The 17,100-nt window shown below is 62.1% G+C and carries 18 protein-coding genes and 1 riboswitch; of the genes, 2 read left to right on the top strand and 16 right to left on the bottom strand.

Features of this window, described 5'->3' with window-relative positions:
* Positions 1-39 precede the first annotated feature (39 nt).
* From HU727_RS01770 to cobO, 11 genes are all read right to left on the bottom strand, one after another.
* Entirely contained in the window at positions 40-444 is a 405-nt protein-coding gene (locus HU727_RS01770; RefSeq protein ID WP_186534283.1) for a MarR family winged helix-turn-helix transcriptional regulator, read from the bottom strand.
* A 175-nt stretch (positions 445-619) separates the two neighbouring features.
* On the bottom strand, positions 620-1,351 hold the full coding sequence (locus HU727_RS01765) for an adenosylcobinamide-GDP ribazoletransferase (RefSeq protein ID WP_186534282.1): 732 nt from the start codon (positions 1,349-1,351) through the stop codon (positions 620-622).
* 1 nt (position 1,352) lies between these two features.
* Positions 1,353-1,928 carry an alpha-ribazole phosphatase family protein gene (gene cobC / locus HU727_RS01760; protein ID WP_186534281.1) on the bottom strand — a complete coding sequence of 192 codons (576 nt, stop codon included), beginning with the start codon at positions 1,926-1,928 and terminating at the stop codon, positions 1,353-1,355.
* Positions 1,925-2,980 (bottom strand): nicotinate-nucleotide--dimethylbenzimidazole phosphoribosyltransferase, encoded by a 1,056-nt coding sequence (cobT, locus tag HU727_RS01755; RefSeq protein ID WP_186534280.1) that lies wholly within the window; start codon positions 2,978-2,980, stop codon positions 1,925-1,927. The genes cobC and cobT overlap by 4 nt, the downstream gene beginning before the upstream one ends.
* Entirely contained in the window at positions 2,977-3,498 is a 522-nt protein-coding gene (gene cobU / locus HU727_RS01750) for a bifunctional adenosylcobinamide kinase/adenosylcobinamide-phosphate guanylyltransferase (protein ID WP_186534279.1), read from the bottom strand. The genes cobT and cobU overlap by 4 nt, the downstream gene beginning before the upstream one ends.
* Positions 3,499-3,619: 121 nt before the next feature.
* The gene (locus HU727_RS01745) at positions 3,620-5,071 is read right to left on the bottom strand and encodes a cobyric acid synthase (protein ID WP_186534278.1); all 1,452 of its coding nucleotides are present in this window, start codon (positions 5,069-5,071) and stop codon (positions 3,620-3,622) included.
* Positions 5,068-6,060, bottom strand: coding sequence for a threonine-phosphate decarboxylase CobD (gene cobD / locus HU727_RS01740; protein ID WP_186534277.1), 993 nt, complete (start codon positions 6,058-6,060; stop codon positions 5,068-5,070). Before cobD ends, HU727_RS01745 begins: the two co-directional genes overlap by 4 nt.
* Positions 6,053-6,961 (bottom strand): adenosylcobinamide-phosphate synthase CbiB, encoded by a 909-nt coding sequence (gene cbiB, locus HU727_RS01735; RefSeq protein WP_186534276.1) that lies wholly within the window; start codon positions 6,959-6,961, stop codon positions 6,053-6,055. The genes cobD and cbiB overlap by 8 nt, the downstream gene beginning before the upstream one ends.
* A complete protein-coding gene (gene bluB / locus HU727_RS01730; protein ID WP_186534275.1) occupies positions 6,958-7,608 on the bottom strand; it encodes a 5,6-dimethylbenzimidazole synthase in 651 nt (216 codons plus the stop codon). Before bluB ends, cbiB begins: the two co-directional genes overlap by 4 nt.
* Positions 7,605-9,005, bottom strand: coding sequence for a cobyrinic acid a,c-diamide synthase CobB (locus HU727_RS01725; RefSeq protein WP_186534274.1), 1,401 nt, complete (start codon positions 9,003-9,005; stop codon positions 7,605-7,607). Before HU727_RS01725 ends, bluB begins: the two co-directional genes overlap by 4 nt.
* Positions 9,002-9,613 carry a cob(I)yrinic acid a,c-diamide adenosyltransferase gene (cobO, locus tag HU727_RS01720; protein WP_186534273.1) on the bottom strand — a complete coding sequence of 204 codons (612 nt, stop codon included), beginning with the start codon at positions 9,611-9,613 and terminating at the stop codon, positions 9,002-9,004. Before cobO ends, HU727_RS01725 begins: the two co-directional genes overlap by 4 nt.
* An 81-nt stretch (positions 9,614-9,694) precedes the next feature.
* A riboswitch (cobalamin riboswitch) is annotated at positions 9,695-9,918 on the bottom strand.
* 153 nt (positions 9,919-10,071) lie between these two features.
* Between cobO and HU727_RS01715 the strand changes: the two genes are divergently transcribed.
* Positions 10,072-10,656: a hypothetical protein gene (locus HU727_RS01715; RefSeq protein ID WP_186534272.1), complete on the top strand. Its 585-nt coding sequence runs from the start codon at positions 10,072-10,074 to the stop codon at positions 10,654-10,656.
* Between the two features lie 66 nt (positions 10,657-10,722).
* Positions 10,723-12,036, top strand: coding sequence for a PQQ-dependent sugar dehydrogenase (locus HU727_RS01710; RefSeq protein ID WP_186534271.1), 1,314 nt, complete (start codon positions 10,723-10,725; stop codon positions 12,034-12,036).
* Between the two features lie 129 nt (positions 12,037-12,165).
* Here the strand turns inward: HU727_RS01710 and HU727_RS01705 are convergent, their stop codons facing one another.
* The 5 genes from HU727_RS01705 to HU727_RS01685 all read right to left on the bottom strand — a co-directional run bounded on the left by HU727_RS01705 (position 12,166) and on the right by HU727_RS01685 (position 16,818).
* A complete protein-coding gene (locus HU727_RS01705; RefSeq protein WP_186534270.1) occupies positions 12,166-12,702 on the bottom strand; it encodes a C40 family peptidase in 537 nt (178 codons plus the stop codon).
* A 217-nt stretch (positions 12,703-12,919) separates the two neighbouring features.
* Positions 12,920-13,537, bottom strand: a complete 618-nt coding sequence (locus HU727_RS01700) for a C40 family peptidase (RefSeq protein ID WP_186534269.1) — start codon at positions 13,535-13,537, stop codon at positions 12,920-12,922.
* Between the two features lie 203 nt (positions 13,538-13,740).
* A complete protein-coding gene (hda, locus tag HU727_RS01695; protein WP_186534268.1) occupies positions 13,741-14,445 on the bottom strand; it encodes a DnaA regulatory inactivator Hda in 705 nt (234 codons plus the stop codon).
* Between the two features lie 206 nt (positions 14,446-14,651).
* The gene (locus HU727_RS01690; RefSeq protein WP_041479548.1) at positions 14,652-15,725 is read right to left on the bottom strand and encodes an AI-2E family transporter; all 1,074 of its coding nucleotides are present in this window, start codon (positions 15,723-15,725) and stop codon (positions 14,652-14,654) included.
* Positions 15,726-15,759: 34 nt separating this feature from the next.
* The gene (locus HU727_RS01685) at positions 15,760-16,818 is read right to left on the bottom strand and encodes a DUF2066 domain-containing protein (protein ID WP_186534267.1); all 1,059 of its coding nucleotides are present in this window, start codon (positions 16,816-16,818) and stop codon (positions 15,760-15,762) included.
* Between the last annotated feature and the right edge of the window lie 282 nt (positions 16,819-17,100).

Genomic DNA, 17,100 nt, shown 5'->3' with positions numbered 1-17,100 from the left:
TCGCGGGTATATACCCGCTTGAGCCCGGAAAAACCGGCGTCAGGCCAGTTCGTCCAGCAATTTGAGCAAGGTTTCGCGCTTCTCGGCACCGAGACGGTCGATCAGCCGCTGCTGCGCCGCCTCCCATGCGGGCAGCGCCGCTGCCAGGCGCTGTACGCCGGTCTCAGTGAGCCGAACAATACGATTGCGCATGTCTTCGCCCTCGGCCAACGCCACCAGGCCTTCGCCTTCCAGCACGCGCAGATTGCGCCCCAGGGTACTGCGATCCAGGCCCATGGCCTCGGCCAGTTCGGAAATGCTCGGTTGCACAAGCCGCTGCAGATTGCACAGTAGAGAATACTGGGCAACGTTGATCCCGAAGCCGTCGAGGGCGCCGTCGTAATGCCTGCTGACGCCACGCGCGGCGCGACGCAGGTTAGTGCACAAACACTGAGAAGGAAGCATGATGCGTGTATATACCCGCGACTGTGTTAAATCAAGTTACAGATGAATTTACCCATAACATTTGTAGCGCCGGTGACGCCGCCTTCGCGAGCAGGCTCGCTCCCACGGGGGATCGCATTTCAACCGTGGGAGCGAGCCTGCTCGCGAAGGGGCCAGCAGCATCAACGCAAATCTTTCAGACCAAAGCGAGGCCAACCAACACTCCCATCTCCAGCAATTCCAGCAACGCCCCCGCCGTATCCCCGGTACTACCACCCAACCGCCGCATTATCACCCGCCGCAGCCAGACAAACACCGCAAGCGAAATCGCCGTCGCAATAACGGCGTTCGAACCGGCTATCAGCCAGCAGGCCAGCGCACTCGCTGCAAGGACCCACCACCCAGCCTTGCGCGGCAGATGATCGGCCAGCGCCTGCCCCAACCCACCTGCTCGCACATACGGCGTGGTCAGAAACAACCCCAACAGCGCCGCTCGCCCGAGCAGCGGAACGATGATCAACACCAGCCCCTGCCCTTGCTCGATCAGCGCCAGCAGCGCGGCGAATTTCAGCAGCAGCACCAGCACTAATGTAACCACTGCGATCGGCCCGCTGCGCGGATCCTTCATGATCGTCAGCGTACGCTCGCGATCACCGAAACCGCCGAGCCAGGCATCGGCGCTGTCGGCCAGGCCATCCAGGTGCAGCGCGCCGCTGAGCAACACCCACACGCTCAGCAACAGCGCTGCATGCAGCAACAACGGCGCGCCGGCCAACAGGATGTTCAACGCCCAGAGGATCAGTCCGAACAGCAGCCCCACCAAGGGATAGAACAGCAGCGAACGGCCAAGCTGTTCCGGCTCGGGCATGCCCGGCAGGCGAATCGGCAGGCTGCTGAGAAACTGCAAGGCGATCCACAGCGGCAACATATCAGTGACCTTCCTTGAGCGCGCCGTCAGCCTCGACGGTCAGCGCAAACAGCGCGCCGTGGCCGACTTCGACATTGAGCAGTTGTTCACGGGGCAAGCCACGCGCTCGCGCCAGCAACAAGCGCATCACGCCGCCATGGCTCACCAACAGAATCCGCTCGCCGGCATACGCTGCGTGCAGCCGCGCCACCGCCGCCAACACACGCGCGGAAAACTCGCTGACCGGCTCACCCTGCGCAGGCGTATACGAATACGGATCAGCCCAGAACAGCCCCAGCGCTTCAGCATCCGTCTCCATCAATGCCGCCGCGCTCTGCCCCTCCCATGCGCCGAAATGCAGTTCCTGCAGATCCTTGTCCAGATGCACAGAGAGGTTCAGCCCCTCACCCAGTTCAGCGGCAAACCGCGCGCAACGCTGCAGTGGCGAGCTGACGATACGGTCCCAGGGCCCGCCCTCAATCACGGCTGCGCGCATCTGCGCCCAACCCTTTTCGGTCAGTGCGTCGTCAATGCTTCCGCGTAAACCACCACCGAATTCGGTCTCACCGTGGCGCAGCAGATCCACCTGCAAGGTCATGCCTGACGATCCGCCACGGCCGCTTCGGCAAACGTCGCCATCTGCCCGTGCAGGTCACAGGCCAGACGCAACAGTGGCACCGCCAATGCCGCCCCACTGCCCTCGCCCAAACGCAGGTCGAGTTCCAGCAGCGGCTCGGCATTCAAGGTCTCCAGCACATGGCGATGACCCGGCTCGGCGCCACGGTGGCCGAACAGCAGCCACGCGCGACAGGCGGGATTCAAACGCACCGCGACCAGCGCAGCGACGGTACAGATAAAACCGTCGACCAGCACCGCGACGCCTTCCTGCGCGCAGGCCAGATAAGCGCCGACCAACGCAGCAATCTCGAAACCGCCAAGGTTGAACAGCGTCTGCAAGGCATCGCCACGCTGCGCGGCATGCCGCGCCAGCGCGCGCTCGATCACCTGCGCTTTGTGGCTGACGCCAGCAGCATTCAGACCAGTGCCGGGGCCGGTCAGGTGCGCCACCGGACAATCGAGCAACGCACACGCCAGCGCGCTGGCCGCCGTGGTGTTGCCGATACCCATCTCACCGCCGATGAACAATTGCATGCCGGCGGCTTTCGCGCGAAACACGCTGTCGCGACCGGCCTGCAAGGCGAGTTCGCCCTGAGCCTGTGTCATGGCCGCACCGTGCACAAAATTCGCCGTGCCCGCGCCAAGGTTCAAATGGCGCACGCCCGCCAGGCTCAGCGCCGGATTCACGGTGCCCAGATCGACCACTTCCAGTTGCGCACCGAGCTGACGCGCCAGCACGCTGATCGCCGCGCCGCCACTGACGAAATTGAGCAGCATCTGCCCGGTGACTTCCTGCGGATAAGCCGAAACGCCCTCCGCCACCACACCATGATCGCCCGCGAAAATCGCGATCCAGATCTGCCTCAGCGTCGGTTTGACCTGGCCTTGCAGACCGGCCAGTTGCACCGCCACCGTCTCAAGGCGCCCCAGCGAGCCAGCCGGTTTGGTCAATTGCTGCTGACGCTCGGTCGCTTGCGCAACGATATCGGCATTCACGGTTTTGCACGGGTCAAGCCACCAGGTCGGGCTCATAACGCAGGTCCTTTCAAAGTCAGGGGCAGGCCGGCGACGGTCAGGACAACACGCTGACAGCGCTCGGCCAGCGCTTGATGCAGCCAGCCGGCTTCATCGACGTAGCGGCGAGTCAATTCGCCCAGCGGCACGACACCCATACCGGTTTCGTTGCTGACAAAAATGATTTCACCCGGCAGCGACGCCAGGCATTCAAGCAGGGCATCGCGCTCGGCGGCGAGGTGTTCGGGGTTATTCAGCATTAGCAGATTGGTCAGCCAAAGGGTCAGGCAATCGACCAGCAGGCAGCGTTCGGCGCTCGCTGACTCACGCAGCACGCGGGCCAGCTCCAGCGGTTCTTCGATCAACGCCCATTCGACGGGACGACGCGCGCGGTGATGGGCGACACGTTCGCTCATTTCGCCGTCCAGCGGTTGGCTGGTGGCGATGTAGGTCACGGCGAGATTGCTCTCGCTGGCCAGTTTTTCAGCCAGGCGGCTTTTGCCGGAGCGGGCGCCGCCGAGGATCAGTTGGAGCATGAGCTTTCCCAAAAAATGTGTGGTGAGACTACCGGCCCCTTCGCGAGCAGGCTCGCTCCCACCGTTGATCGCAGTTCCCTGTGGGAGCGAGCCTGCTCGCGAAGAGGCCAGTCCAGACAACTCAAATCCCACACAGCCGACGCAACAGATCAGTATCCAGATGCTTTTCCACGAGATCCGCCAGCCGCTCGATATCGCGCTCGCGCAAGCCGTGGTAATCGACCTCTTGCACATCGCTCAACCCGGCCCAGCGCAACAACGCCGCACTCGCCTGGGGCGATTCAAACAAGCCATGCAAATAGGTGCCGAACACCTGGCCGTCCGCGCTATGCGCACCGTCGCAACGACCATCATCCAGATACACCGCCGCGTTCTCCAGCGCTGGGCCGGTGGTCACGCCGGCATGAATTTCATAACCGCTGACCTGGGCATTTTCCAGCGCCAGGCGCCCGCGCACATTGCGCAATTGCTTATCGGCTTCGAGCTGCGTCTCAAACGCCAGCAAACCCAGGCCGGCGCTGGAACCCGGCGCGCCTTCCAGGCCCAGCGGATCATGCACATGCTCGCCGAGCATTTGCAGGCCCCCGCAGATTCCCAGCACCTTGCCGCCGTAACGCAAGTGGCGATTGATCGCTGCGTCCCAGCCATTGGCGCGCAAGTACGCAAGATCGCTGCGCACGCTTTTCGAGCCGGGCAGGATGATCAGATCGGCCGGCGGAATCGCCTGCCCCGGGCCGACGAATTGCAGGTCCACTTGCGGGTGCAACCGCAACGGATCGAAATCGGTGTGGTTGCTGATGCGTGGCAGCACCGGCACCACGACTTTCAACACCTGATCAGCCTTGTCGGTCTGGCGTTGATCGATGCCGTCTTCGGCTTCCAGATGCAGATCCATCACGTAGGGCAACACGCCGACCACCGGTTTGCCGGTGCGCTGCTCGAGCCAGTCGAGGCCCGGTTGCAGCAAGGCGATGTCGCCGCGAAAGCGATTGATGATGAAGCCCTTCACGCGTGCCTGTTCGCTTGCCGACAGCAGCTCCAGCGTGCCGACCAGGTGGGCGAAAACCCCGCCGCGATTGATGTCGGCGATCAGCAGCACCGGGCAATCCACCGCTTCGGCGAACCCCATGTTGGCGATATCGCCGGCACGTAGATTGATCTCGGCCGGCGAGCCTGCGCCCTCGACCATCACCAGCGGATAAGCAGCGCTGAGGCGCTCATGCGAAGCCAGCACCGCTTGCATCGCGATAGCTTTGTAGTCGTGATAGGCGACGGCATTCATCGTGGTGACGGCGCGACCATGAATAATCACTTGCGCGCCGGTGTCGCTATTGGGTTTGAGCAGCACCGGGTTCATGTCGGTGTGCGGCTCGAGGTTCGCCGCCTGCGCCTGTACCGCTTGGGCGCGGCCGATCTCGCCACCGTCGGCGGTCACCGCGCTGTTGAGCGCCATGTTTTGCGGTTTGAACGGTACAACCGCCACGCCCTGGCGCGTCGCCCAGCGGCACAGCGCCGTCACCAGCGTGCTTTTACCGGCATCGGAGGTGGTGCCCTGCACCATCAGGGTGGTCATTTCGATTCCTTGGAAAAGGCTTGAAGGGCCTGTTCGAGACGCGCTTCTTCAGCGGCATTGGCAGGCAGACCAAAGCGCACGCTGCTGTTGTGGGTGAAGAGACGCAGAAGGATGCCGCGTCGGGCCATGAATTCGTGCAGCGCCTCGGCTTGTTCGGTGATCAGCCACTGAAACAGCGCGCAACCGCCTTGCGGTTTCAGACCGTATCGCTCAAGCAGCAGCGCCAGGCGCTCGCTTGCCTCATCGCTGCGAACCCGTTGTTGCGCGTGGCCGGCGATGTCTTGCAGGCACGCCGTGCCGAGCACCCGTGTCGGCCCGCTGACCGCCCACGGCCCGACTTGCTCGGCGAGCAATTTCAGTAATCTTCGCTCGGCCAGGACAAATCCAAGGCGCACCCCGGCCAGGCCGAAAAACTTGCCGAACGAGCGCAACACGATCAATCCGACCTGATGCGTGTGGGGCGCCAGGCTCAGCTGGGGCGTGTTGTCCATGAAGGCTTCATCAACCACCAGCCAGCCGCCGCGTTGCGCCAGCCGCGCATGCCAGTCGAGCAGTCGCTCCGGGGTCAGGCTCAGGCCCGTCGGGTTGTTCGGATTGACCACCACCAGTACATCGAGGCTGTCGAGAAAGAATTCGACTTCCTGCTCCAGCACTTCGCGCACGATGTAACCGCTGCGGCGCCAGGCTTCTGCATGTTCGGCATAACAGGGTGACAACACGCCCACCTTGCCGGCCCGACGCAATCGCGGCAGCAATTGAATCGCCATTTGCGAACCGGCTACCGGCAGCACTTGCGAGGCGCCGTAGTAATCGCACGCCGCCTGCTCCAGACCGTCGTCGGTCTCGGGCAGCCGAGCCCAGGCGCGCAATGGAATCTGCGGAATCGCAAAGGGCCAGGGCGCAAGCCCGCTGGACAAGTCGAGCCAGTCGGCCTCGGCAATCCCGTAATCGAGTGCCGCCTTGCGCAGCCGGCCACCGTGCTCAAGCATAAAATTGCGCCCCCGCGCAGAGAATCAGCAGCCATAACCATACGCCGCGCTGGACCAATTGCCAGCCGCGGTCGATGGAATCGGCGTCGGCCGGCGCACCCTCACCAAGCTGCGGGCGCTCGTGCAGTTCGCCGTGATAGATCGCCGGCCCGCCCAACTCAACGCCCAGCGCACCGGCGCCAGCCGCCATCACCGGGCCGGCGTTGGGGCTGTCCCATTTCGGCGCCTGGGTACGCCAGCAACGCAGGGCGAGTCGGGTTTTGCCGAGCAGCGCGTAGGTCAGCGCCACCAGTCTTGCGGGAATGTAGTTCAGCGCGTCGTCGATTTTTGCCGCCGCCCAACCGAATCGTTCGAAGCGTTCGTTGCGATAGCCCCACATCGCGTCCAGCGTGTTGCTCAAACGGTAGAGCATCACGCCGGGCGCGCCGGCCACGACAAACCAGAACAGCGCGGCGAACACCGCATCGCTGCCGTTCTCCAGCACCGATTCGGTGGCAGCGCGGGCGACCGCGTTGCTGTCGAGCTCATCGGTCTGGCGGCTGACCAGATAGCCGACACGCTTGCGCGCTTCGTCCAGATCATCGGCGCGCAACGCAGCAGCGACCGGGGCGACATGTTCACCCAGGCTGCGCATGCCAAGCGCGCAGTACAACGCGAGAATCTCGACGATCCAGCCCACATACGGCGCCCAGGAGAATGCGGTGGCGAGCAAGGTCAGCGGCAATACTGCAATCACCCACGCGGTGACGCCATGACTGCGCCAGCCACGGCCACCTGCATTGAAACGTTGCTCGATGCGCCCGGCAAAGTTGCCGAACGCCACCAGCGGATGCCAGCGTTTCGGTTCACCCAGCAGCGCGTCCAGCGCAACCGCGGCGACACTCAGCAACGCCACACTCATTGACTCACTCCCCAATAATTTTCATACAGCAACTCAGTGAGCGGACGCGCCTGCGCCCACCCTTCGAGTACCAGCATCGGCGCCGGATAGAATGCCTTGACCGGCCCCAGGCATAAAACCGCCAGCGGCTTGGCACCTGCCGGCAACTTCAGCAAATCGGCCAGTGCTTGCGGTTCGAACAACGAAACCCAACCCATGCCCAATCCTTCGGCACGGGCGGCCAGCCAGAGATTCTGGATCGCGCAGGACAACGAGGCCATGTCCATTTCCGGCAGCGTGCGGCGGCCAAAAATGTGTTTTTCGCGATCATCCATCAGCGCGGCGACCAGCACTTCGGCGCAGTCGTTGATGCCTTCAACCTTGAGTTTCATGAACTCATCGCTGCGCTCGCCGAGGGCTTCGGCGGTGCGCACACGTTCCTCTTCAACGAGGTCGCGGATCTGCCCGCGCAGGCCTCGGTCGCTGATGCGGATGAAACGCCAGGGCTGCATCAGGCCGACACTTGGCGCCTGATGTGCAGCCTCCAATAAACGACGCAACAGCTCGGGCTCGACGCTGCCGCCAGTGAAGTGGCGCATATCGCGGCGTTCGGCGATGGCTTTGTAGACCGCCTGGCGCTCGGCTTCGGTGAATGCGTTGTCGGTCATGGCCCCATCGCTGGCAAGCCAGCTCCCACAGGGGATTGCGTTTGTTCGGCCATTGCACCGTTTACTTTGAGAGCTGGCCTGCCAGCGATGGCGGCCGCAGGGTTCGGTGCAAATAGCGCGGCCACCGCGACAGGATTCGACGGAAAATAAAAATGCACATACGAAGCCGTCATCCGCCCTTCCCGATAAACCGCCTCGGCGCCACGCCCGCCATTGGGGCTCAAGCCCCGGGCAATCGGCGTCAGCTCAGTTGTGGTCAGGGAGTGGTGATAGGTGTGCCCGCGCAACGCGCCTTCCGGTAACTCGACCGCTTGCAGCGCCAGCGCCGCCAGACGTTTCTGCATCACCGCATCGCCCTTCAGCAGCCCGACCAACTCAGCGCGCGTGCCGTCAACGTCAGTCAGGGAGTCGAGCAGGTACAACATGCCGCCACACTCGGCGAGCAACGGTTTGCCCGCTGCATGGTGCGCGCGGATCGCCGTGAGCATCGCCGTGTTTTGCGAGAGCGCAACGTGATGCAGTTCCGGGTAGCCGCCGGGTAGATAAAGGCTATCCGCCTCGGGCAACTGCGTATCGCGGATCGGCGAGAAGAAACTCAATTCGGCGCCCATCGCTCGTAACAAATCCAGGCTGGCGCCATAGGTGAAGGCGAACGCTTCATCGCGGGCGACAGCGATGCGCACTCCGTTCAGCAACGGCTCGGCAACAATTAAGTCAGGCGCGGCGAACTCAACGGCGGGTGGCAGCGCGACTTCGCAACTGCTGGCGAGCGCGTCGGCGGCCGCATCGAGACGCAGATCCAGATCATTCAACTCACTGGCCTGCACCAGCCCCAGATGACGACTCGGCAGTTCGATGCCCGTCTCGCGGGACAACGCGCCGTACCAGCGCAGGCCTTCGGTGAGGCTGCCTTCGAGTAATTGCGCGTGGCGCAAGGTGCCAACGCGATTGGCCAGCACGCCAGCGAACGGCAGATCCGGCTGGTACTTCGCCAGGCCCAATGCCAACGCACCAAAGGTCTGCGCCATGGCGGTGCCATCGATCACGCCGAGCACCGGTACGCCAAAATGCCGCGCCAGATCGGCGCTGGACGGCGTGCCGTCGAACAGGCCCATCACGCCTTCGATCAAAATCAGATCCGCCTCGGCAGCGGCTTCCCACAACAGGCGACGGCTTTCCTGCTCGCCGACCATCCACATGTCCAATTGATACACCGGCGCACCGCTGGCGCGCTCGAGGATCATCGGGTCGAGAAAGTCCGGGCCGCATTTGAACACCCGCACCTTGCGCCCCTGATTGCGATGCAAACGGGCCAGTGCGGCGGTGACGGTGGTCTTGCCCTGACCGGAAGCCGGCGCAGCAATCAAGACCGCCGGGCAGTGACGTGGATGATTCAAAGTTCGACGCCTTTCTGCGCTTTGATGCCGGCCTGGAAGGCGTGTTTGAGCATGCCCATTTCGGTGACCGTGTCGCCCATTTCGATCATTGCAGGCTGCGCCCCGCGACCGGTGACGACCACATGCTGCATGGGCGGGCGCGCCTGCAAATCGCTGAGTACCTGATCGAGGTCGAGATAACCGTGCTTGAGGGCGATGTTCAATTCATCCAGCACCACCAGGCCGATCGACGGGTCGCGCAGCAGCTCGCGGGAGACTTCCCAGGCGGCTGTGGCGGCGGCGATATCACGCTGCCGATCCTGGGTTTCCCAAGTGAAGCCCTCGCCCATGACATGGAAACGCACCTGCTCGGGGAAGCGGCGGAAAAACAATTCTTCGCCGGTGCTGTTGCGGCCCTTGATGAACTGCACCACGCCGCACTGCATGCCATGGCCCATCGCACGGGCCAGCATGCCGAAGGCCGAGCTGCTTTTACCTTTGCCGTTGCCGGTCAGCACCAACACCAGGCCGCATTCGTCGGGGGAGTTGGCGATGCGTTCGTCGATCACGGCTTTTTTGCGCAGCATACGCGCCAGATGGCGCTCGTCGCGCTCGGGGGAATCGGTCATGGGGAAGCTCTCCGTTGAGGCTGGATAACGGCGGGCAGGCACAAGAATAGACGGCAAAAAGCCTGGCATCGCCCACCGTGATGCCGCTGGATGGATCAGGCCGGTCTCCGGGCTCATGAGCGGCGTTTGCCGGACTGCGCGCCTTCCCGCTTTTTCAGCAGTGGCACAAGGCGCAGTTTTCACTCATTTACCGTTGCGGGGGCAGCGCCGGGATCGTGGTGCTTCGCTAGAAGACAACCCTCACCGGCTTCCCTGTTTCACTCTGTCGACGCACGTCACAGAGCACCTGAAACAAGCGGCGAAGGTTAGAGGGTTGGGGGTGGAGCGTCAATTGAAGAGGGACGATACGAGCGAATTACCGCCGCCAATCAATTAACGGGCGCCAATCTTGTGCCACACTCGTAACAGTGATATCAAAGAGCCACAATCTCACATCACACAAGAATAAGGTGAGCCACATGCAAGGCATGATCATCAGCAACCCGCGGCTGGAATTCCTGCGCCCGGTGCTTGAACGCTGGTTTGACTGTATCGATCGCTATAACGCGGTGCGCGGTGACAGCGACACGCCCTACTGGCACGACGAGAAAGCCAATCTCGGCGTGCTCTCGGCAGCCGCCTGGATGGCCGAAATGGTGACGCTGCAGCAGACGCCCACCCGCAAGCAAAACGAGGAAGGCGAGCGCAATGCCCATGCCGATCTGTTCCTCGCAGGCGCTGAAGACCGCGCGTTTATTCAGGCCACGCAACGCTGGCCCAAGGTCAACAACCTCAACCTCACCCAAGCGCTGCTGGATATCACCTTTGATGCCAAACGCATCAGTTACGCCAGCGACCTCAAGCTTGGCTGCCTGTTTGTCGCGCCGCAGAAGGCTCAGCACAGCGCAAGCCCCGAAGAACTGCAGGACATGATTGACGACCTGCAAAAGGAACACACCTGCGCGGTGGCCTGGTATTTCCCTTACGCCTACCGCAAGTTACACAGCGAAGCGGGCAACTATCACCCCGGCATCGCGGTGCTGTTCAAGGAAGCTCGCGGCTGAGCAGTTGAACCATCGGGCTTGCGCGGTTCTCTATGTCTAGGAATGCATTCATAGGGAAGATCAGCAATGCGCAACCCCCAGCTCGTTTTCGTCATCGCCCTCGCCGGAGGCCTCGCCGCCTGCGGCGAAACCTCCAGCCTGCAAGTCTCCGACGGCACCGGCCCCTCACCGAAACTGCCCGAACCCAACAAAACGCTGATCCCGACAGTGAATATCGCTCCAGCGGTTGGCTGGCCGGACGGCGCGAAACCGACGGCGGCTGCCGGCACGCAAGTGGCGGCATTTGCCGAAGGTCTGGATCACCCGCGCTGGCTGTATGTGCTGCCCAATGGCGATGTGCTGGTGGCGGAAACCAACGCTCCGCCAAAACCCGATGACAGCAAAGGCATTCGCGGCTGGGTAATGAAAAAGGTCATGGGCAAAGCCGGCGCTGGTGTGCCAAGCCCGAATCGCATCACCCTGCTGCGTGACGCTGACCACGATGGCGTCGCCGAAACCCGCACGGTATTTCTGCAAAACCTTAATTCGCCATTCGGCATGACCCTGGTCGGCAACGATCTGTACGTGGCCGACACCGATCGCCTGCTGCGCTTCAACTACGAGCCCGGCGCGACCGAAATCAAGACACAGCCGATCAAGGTGGTCGACCTGCCGGGCGGAACACTGAACCATCACTGGACCAAGAACGTCATCGCCAGCAAGGACGGCAGCAAGCTGTACGTCACGGTCGGTTCCAACAGCAACGTGGGTGAAAACGGTCTGGATCAGGAAGAAGGCCGCGCGGCGATCTGGGAAGTTGACCGGGCGACCGGCAACCATCGAATCTTCGCCTCGGGCATCCGTAATCCCAACGGCCTGGCCTGGGAGCCCACCAGCGGCGCTCTGTGGACCGCGGTCAACGAGCGTGACGAAATCGGCAGCGATCTGGTGCCGGATTACATTACGTCGGTCAAGGACGGGGGTTTCTACGGTTGGCCGTTCAGCTATTACGGGCAGCACGTCGATGTACGCGTCGAGCCACAGAACCTTGAGCTGGTGGCAAAAGCCATCGTGCCGGACTATGCCGTCGGGCCACATACCGCATCGCTCGGCCTGACTTTCGCTGAGGGCAACACTTTGCCGGCGCAATTCAAAGAAGGCGCCTTCATCGGCCAGCACGGCTCCTGGAACCGTAAACCGCACAGTGGTTATAAAGTGATTTTCGTGCCATTCAGCGGCGGCAAACCGACCGGCCAACCGGTCGATGTCCTGACCGGGTTCCTCGACAAGGATGAAAACGCGCTGGGTCGCCCGGTAGGTGTCGTGGTCGATCCGCAGGGTGGCTTGCTGGTCGCGGATGATGTGGGGAACAAGGTGTGGCGCGTTTCGGCGGCAAGATAATGTAAACCCGACGCAAAAAAAATGTGGGAGCGAGCCTGCTCGCGAAAGCGGTACATCAGTCACATCATTGTCGACTGAAACTCCGCCTTCGCGAGCAGGCTCGCTCCCACATTGTCTTGTGCGTTCAAGCTAGGGGTTATGCGCCAACTGTCCCGGCTGCAATACCCGCTTGGCGCTCAGATAAGCCTTCTGCCAATACGCCTTGGACAGGCTGTCGAGCTTGACCGTGCCGCCCGTCGCCGGCGCATGCACGAAGCGCCCTTCCCCGACGTAGATTCCCGCGTGACTGACCTGCGAACCGCCATTGGTGGCGAAGAAAATCAGGTCGCCGGTCTGCAACCCTTCCTTACCCACGTTCGGTGCCTGCATGACGATCATTTCCCGCGTGGAGCGTGGCAGTGAAATCCCCGCGGCATCGCGGTAGACGAAGCCGATCAGGCCACTGCAATCAAAGCCTGAATCCGGTGTATTGCCGCCCCAACGATAAGGCGTGCCGACGAGGCCGAGCGCGCGGAACAGCACGTCTTCAGCAACAGGCGAAAAAGCTTGGGAAGGGCCGAACACAATCGGCGTGCGAACCACCGGGGCGGGCGGCGGCGTGCGGCTGGCGCAGGCGCTGAGCAGCGCGGCGCAAAGGATCAAGGTGAGGCGGGCCGACATCGTCATAAGCAGAACATCCTGATCTGGCTGCGGCTTTTTCTGCCGATTGGACAGAAACAAAACCGCCTGCGTCATCACGCAGGCGGTTTGCCATCAATATAGATTCAGAATTCTAGCGGCTACGCGGCAAACTTCAAGTAAGACTTTAACTTCACCTTGTAAAGTTTGCGTCTACTCCGTTGCCGCACCGCTTTGTCGCCGCGAACGCAGCGACATCGGGAGATTACTTGCGAGCCGTGACCACGGTCGGCGCCATGGCGAGTGCACGCTTGGCTTCGATGAAGGTCTTGCTCCAGTAGCTGTCACCCAGGTTGTCGATGCGGACACCGCCGCTACGACGACTGCTGGAGTGAATGAACTGATTGTCGCCCAGGTAGATCCCGGCATGACTCACACGACCGCGACGACCATTGGTGGCGAAGAACAGCAGATCGCCCGGCTCAAGGTTGCTGCGCGAAACCAGCGGCGCATCGACGTTGATCATTTCGCGAGTGGAGCGTGGCAGGTTCATGCCAGCCTCTTCGCGGAACAGGTAACCGATGAAACCACTGCAATCGAAGCCGGCTTCCGAGGTGCCGCCGAAACGGTAACGGGTACCGATCAGGGACATGCCGCGTTCGAGGATGCTGTCAGCCAGCACAGGAAGCTGATAAGGCTTGCTGCCGTTGAACTGGTTGAGTTCTTTTTCGGTGTCCAGCTCTTCCTGGTAGATAACGGAAGACTGGGCAGTAGCGGAATTCTTGACCTGTTGCGGCGGCTCTTGAACTGGAGAATGAGCAGCACAACCGAATAACAGGGTAACGAGTGCGAGAGGCACGAGGGGTGCGAAGCGCTTTAGCATGGGCACGACCGTGGCTGGTAGTTGTAAAGAAGCCGAGACTATGCCCGCTATCGTCCTCATTTGCAAATTCAATCGAACTTTATGTGACTTCCCGGTTTCGTGTTTACATCTAAGCGCGTAATCCCGTTTCGCCATTGAAAATCCCTGCAGATGTGCCGGAAAGCGGATTTTCTGACGCCTGAAAGCTGCCGAAAGCCCTGCTGCTACCAGCCCAGCGTCTCTTTCAGGAAGGGAATGGTCAGCTTGCGTTGGGCCTGCAGAGAGGCCTGATCGAGCTGCTCAAGCAGATCAAACAGCGCGCTCATGCTGCGGGTGCCGCGAGTGAGGATGAAATGCCCGACTTCATCGGTCAGGTGCAGACCCCGACGCGAAGCGCGCAATTGCAGCGCGCGCAATTTGTCTTCGTCAGAAAGCGGTCGCATCTGGAAAATCAGCGCCAGGGTCAGGCGCGATTTCAGGTCAGCCAGTTTGACCGGCAGTTCTCGTGGAGATGTGGACGCGGCGATCAGCAGGCGCCGACCGCTGTCACGCAGGCGGTTGAACAGATGAAACATTGCCTCTTCCCAGTCAGCCTTGCCGGCGATGACCTGCAAGTCGTCCAGGCACACCAGCTCGTACTGTTCAAGGTTGTCGAGGATCTCGATGCCACGGTCCATCAACTCGGCCAGCGGTAGATAAACCGCCGGTTCGCCCATCTGCTCGAAACGCAGGCAAGCCGCCTGCAACAGATGCGTACGCCCCACGCCGTGCTTGCCCCAGAGATAGATCAGGCTTTCCGTCCACCCGGCGTCGGCTTCGCAGAGACGCTCGACATAGCCGAGTGCAGCGGCATTGGCGCCTGGGTAGTAATTGACGAAGGTGGCGTCGTCACGCAGACGCACACCTAGGGGCAGCTGAATCGGTTTCATGCTGACTGAACAGTTCTCAAAGGAACCGTTAGTGGCCTCTGTGTAAAGTTTGCGAAGTTTATACCCGTGAGGCTGAGCGCACAATGCGGCAGACTCCAAGCAAAATCAAAGGTTTGCGACAAGGTACTGGTTTAGTGACAGATTCTCTGGCGCCCGCAGCTGCACGGCCCCGACCAGCCCGGCCAACCGCCGGGCTGGCCGCTGCGTTACAGCTCGGGTTCGTCGACTCCGCTATAGATGCCGGAATCCTTGTAGAGATCGTGGACATGCCGCACCAGCACCATGATCACCGCAGCCACTGGCAGCGCCAGCAGCACCCCCGTAAAGCCAAACAACTCGCCGCCGGCCAGGATCGCGAAAATCACAGCCACCGGGTGCAGACCGATGCGATCACCGACCAGCAACGGCGTCAGCACCATGCCTTCCAGCGCCTGACCGACCATGAACACCGCGACAATCCCGACCATCGGATACAGATCGCCACCAAACTGGAACAGTCCGGCAATCAACGCCGCGCCAATACCGATCACGAAACCCATGTAGGGCACGATCGCCGCCAGACCGGCAATAAGGCCAATCAACAGCCCCAGTTCCAGGCCGACAATCATCAGGCCGGCGGCGTAAATCACCCCCAGCGCAACCATCACCAGCAACTGCCCGCGTACGAACGCGCCAAGCACTTCGTGGCACTCCCCGGCAAGCGAGACCACGCGCTCTTCACGATCACGCGGCAGCAGGCTGCGGATCTTGCCCATCATCACGTCCCAGTCGCGCAGGAGATAGAAACTGACGACCGGGATCAGCACCAGATTCGCCAGCCAGCCGATCAGCGCCAGGCTGGACGCGGTCGCCTGACTCAGCACCACCCCGACAATGTCCGTGGTCTGCCCCATGTGCTCGCTGATCGCGGCCTTGACCTTGTCGAACTTCCAGAAACCGTCCGACAACCCCAGCTTCGCCTGCGCCCATGGCACAGCGGTGTGCTGCAACCAGTCGAGCATCTGCGGTGCCAGCTCATAAAGGCGCAGCAACTGCTTGGCGAGCATCGGCACCAACACCAGCATCAATGCGGTGACGATCAAGGTGAACAAGGCAAACACGGCGATCACGCCCCAGGTCCGCGACAGGCCGAGCCGCTCCAGGCGATCCACCAGCGGATCGAACAGATAAGCCAGCAACAGCGCGACCAGAAACGGTGTGAGGATCGGGTGCAGCAACCATACAAACGCGCAAAGCAGGACTACCCCACCGAGCCAGAACCAACGCCGTGTATCGGCCATTTACCACTCCTGATGCTTCTATATAAGGAAAGACTTACCAGCGAAACCGCAAGGACGGCGCCACCGGTGTCGGGGTTGGCGCCGCCACCGCCGGGGCGCCCGCAACGGCAGGCTGTGCTGGCGCCACCGGGGCCGGCGCGTCAGCCGGCAGCTCCTGCAACTTCGCCAGCGACAATTGCGCGCGCAATTGATCCGCACTGCCGTTGACCCGGTAGACGATGCGATCTCCCTGCACGCTTTGCAGACGCACGCCAAACGGCTCGAGTAACCGCAACAACGCCGCGTAATGTTCCAGATTCATGCCTTGCACTTCCAGAGTCTGCTGACCCGACGCACCAGGCTTGGCGACAAATCGCGGCGCCAGGCGCTCGGCCACCGCCAGCATGACCGCATCGGCCACTGCTGCCTGATCGGCGCCCTGCACGCTACCGGCCTCTTTTTGATCACCGAGCCACAACCGCCATTTCGCCTGCCATTGCCCACCTTCTTCACGGGCATGCACCGCCAGCAAGGCGTCGGCGTTGTAGCGTTCGGAAGCACTGCGCAGAGGTGCGGGGTCGGCGCTTTCCAGCACCGGAGCCGTCGCCACCAGTTGCTCACTCAGATCGGCCAGTGGCAAGCGCACTGGCAAGCCGCGATGTTGAGCGGCGGTGCGCAACGGCGAGGCCGCCGCCTGACCATCACCGACCAGACTCGAACCTTCGGTTGAGTCGTTCAGCCACCAGCTCAGGACCGACGGCCGACTGGCGCCCCACACTGGCAATCCGGCCCGGCGCAAGGCCTGCTCGGTGGTCGCCGGGTCGAAATCGACTTTAAGTACTTCCGGTGGCCCGCCATCAAAACCGAATTGGCTGATGATCTGCTGCGGGTCCTTGCGGATTGGCGCCAGCCCGGGGTTCTGCACGGCTTTCGGGTCACCGGTCAGACGCAGCACCAGCGTATCGAGCGCCCCCTGCGTGGCGCGGTCGCGCTCTTCAGGTGCCTGTCCGTTGACCGGCTGACGGACCTGGTACAGACCTTTCAGGTTTTCGGCATGGCTCGCCAGACTGACCAGTGCCAGGCAGCCTACAAACAATGATTTACAAAAACGCATGGAAAATTCCCGTCGACAGGTGCGGCTGGAACACGCCGCGTGAACCGTTTGAGCAAGGCTGTGACCCTCACCCGTTGCAAAACATTCACACGGCGGCGGTAAGTTTTTGCACAGTGGTAACGATAGACGGTTAATGGCCACACCTTATACAGGCAGTCACATGCCGCGATTGCAAAAAATTTGCGCCGATATGCCCCTGCCCGTCGGTGCGAGGATGGCCGCTGCCCTTCAAGCCTGATAAAATCGCGCGCCTTCGCAGACCGGCAACAACCGGGCACCTCG

It is taken from the genome of Pseudomonas khorasanensis, from assembly GCF_014268505.2.
Lineage (GTDB): Bacteria > Pseudomonadota > Gammaproteobacteria > Pseudomonadales > Pseudomonadaceae > Aquipseudomonas > Aquipseudomonas khorasanensis.
Note: the sequence above shows the minus strand (reverse complement) of the source record. Positions and strands in the feature narration are given on the sequence as shown.

What these genes read in the sequence shown, in the direction of transcription:
- cobT (WP_186534280.1), bottom strand. Translation starts at nt 2,980, where the DNA reads ATGAGCCCGACCTGGTGGCTTGACCCGTGCAAAACCGTGAATGCCGAT.
- cbiB (WP_186534276.1), bottom strand. Translation starts at nt 6,961, where the DNA reads ATGAGTGTGGCGTTGCTGAGTGTCGCCGCGGTTGCGCTGGACGCGCTG.
- hda (WP_186534268.1), bottom strand. Translation starts at nt 14,445, where the DNA reads ATGAAACCGATTCAGCTGCCCCTAGGTGTGCGTCTGCGTGACGACGCC.
- HU727_RS01700 (WP_186534269.1), bottom strand. Translation starts at nt 13,537, where the DNA reads ATGCTAAAGCGCTTCGCACCCCTCGTGCCTCTCGCACTCGTTACCCTG.
- HU727_RS01765 (WP_186534282.1), bottom strand. Translation starts at nt 1,351, where the DNA reads ATGTTGCCGCTGTGGATCGCCTTGCAGTTTCTCAGCAGCCTGCCGATT.
- HU727_RS01705 (WP_186534270.1), bottom strand. Translation starts at nt 12,702, where the DNA reads ATGACGATGTCGGCCCGCCTCACCTTGATCCTTTGCGCCGCGCTGCTC.
- HU727_RS01690 (WP_041479548.1), bottom strand. Translation starts at nt 15,725, where the DNA reads ATGGCCGATACACGGCGTTGGTTCTGGCTCGGTGGGGTAGTCCTGCTT.
- HU727_RS01710 (WP_186534271.1), top strand. Translation starts at nt 10,723, where the DNA reads ATGCGCAACCCCCAGCTCGTTTTCGTCATCGCCCTCGCCGGAGGCCTC.
- cobD (WP_186534277.1), bottom strand. Translation starts at nt 6,060, where the DNA reads ATGCTTGAGCACGGTGGCCGGCTGCGCAAGGCGGCACTCGATTACGGG.
- HU727_RS01770 (WP_186534283.1), bottom strand. Translation starts at nt 444, where the DNA reads ATGCTTCCTTCTCAGTGTTTGTGCACTAACCTGCGTCGCGCCGCGCGT.
- HU727_RS01745 (WP_186534278.1), bottom strand. Translation starts at nt 5,071, where the DNA reads ATGACCACCCTGATGGTGCAGGGCACCACCTCCGATGCCGGTAAAAGC.
- HU727_RS01685 (WP_186534267.1), bottom strand. Translation starts at nt 16,818, where the DNA reads ATGCGTTTTTGTAAATCATTGTTTGTAGGCTGCCTGGCACTGGTCAGT.
- bluB (WP_186534275.1), bottom strand. Translation starts at nt 7,608, where the DNA reads ATGACCGACAACGCATTCACCGAAGCCGAGCGCCAGGCGGTCTACAAA.
- cobC (WP_186534281.1), bottom strand. Translation starts at nt 1,928, where the DNA reads ATGACCTTGCAGGTGGATCTGCTGCGCCACGGTGAGACCGAATTCGGT.
- cobO (WP_186534273.1), bottom strand. Translation starts at nt 9,613, where the DNA reads ATGACCGATTCCCCCGAGCGCGACGAGCGCCATCTGGCGCGTATGCTG.
- cobU (WP_186534279.1), bottom strand. Translation starts at nt 3,498, where the DNA reads ATGCTCCAACTGATCCTCGGCGGCGCCCGCTCCGGCAAAAGCCGCCTG.
- HU727_RS01715 (WP_186534272.1), top strand. Translation starts at nt 10,072, where the DNA reads ATGCAAGGCATGATCATCAGCAACCCGCGGCTGGAATTCCTGCGCCCG.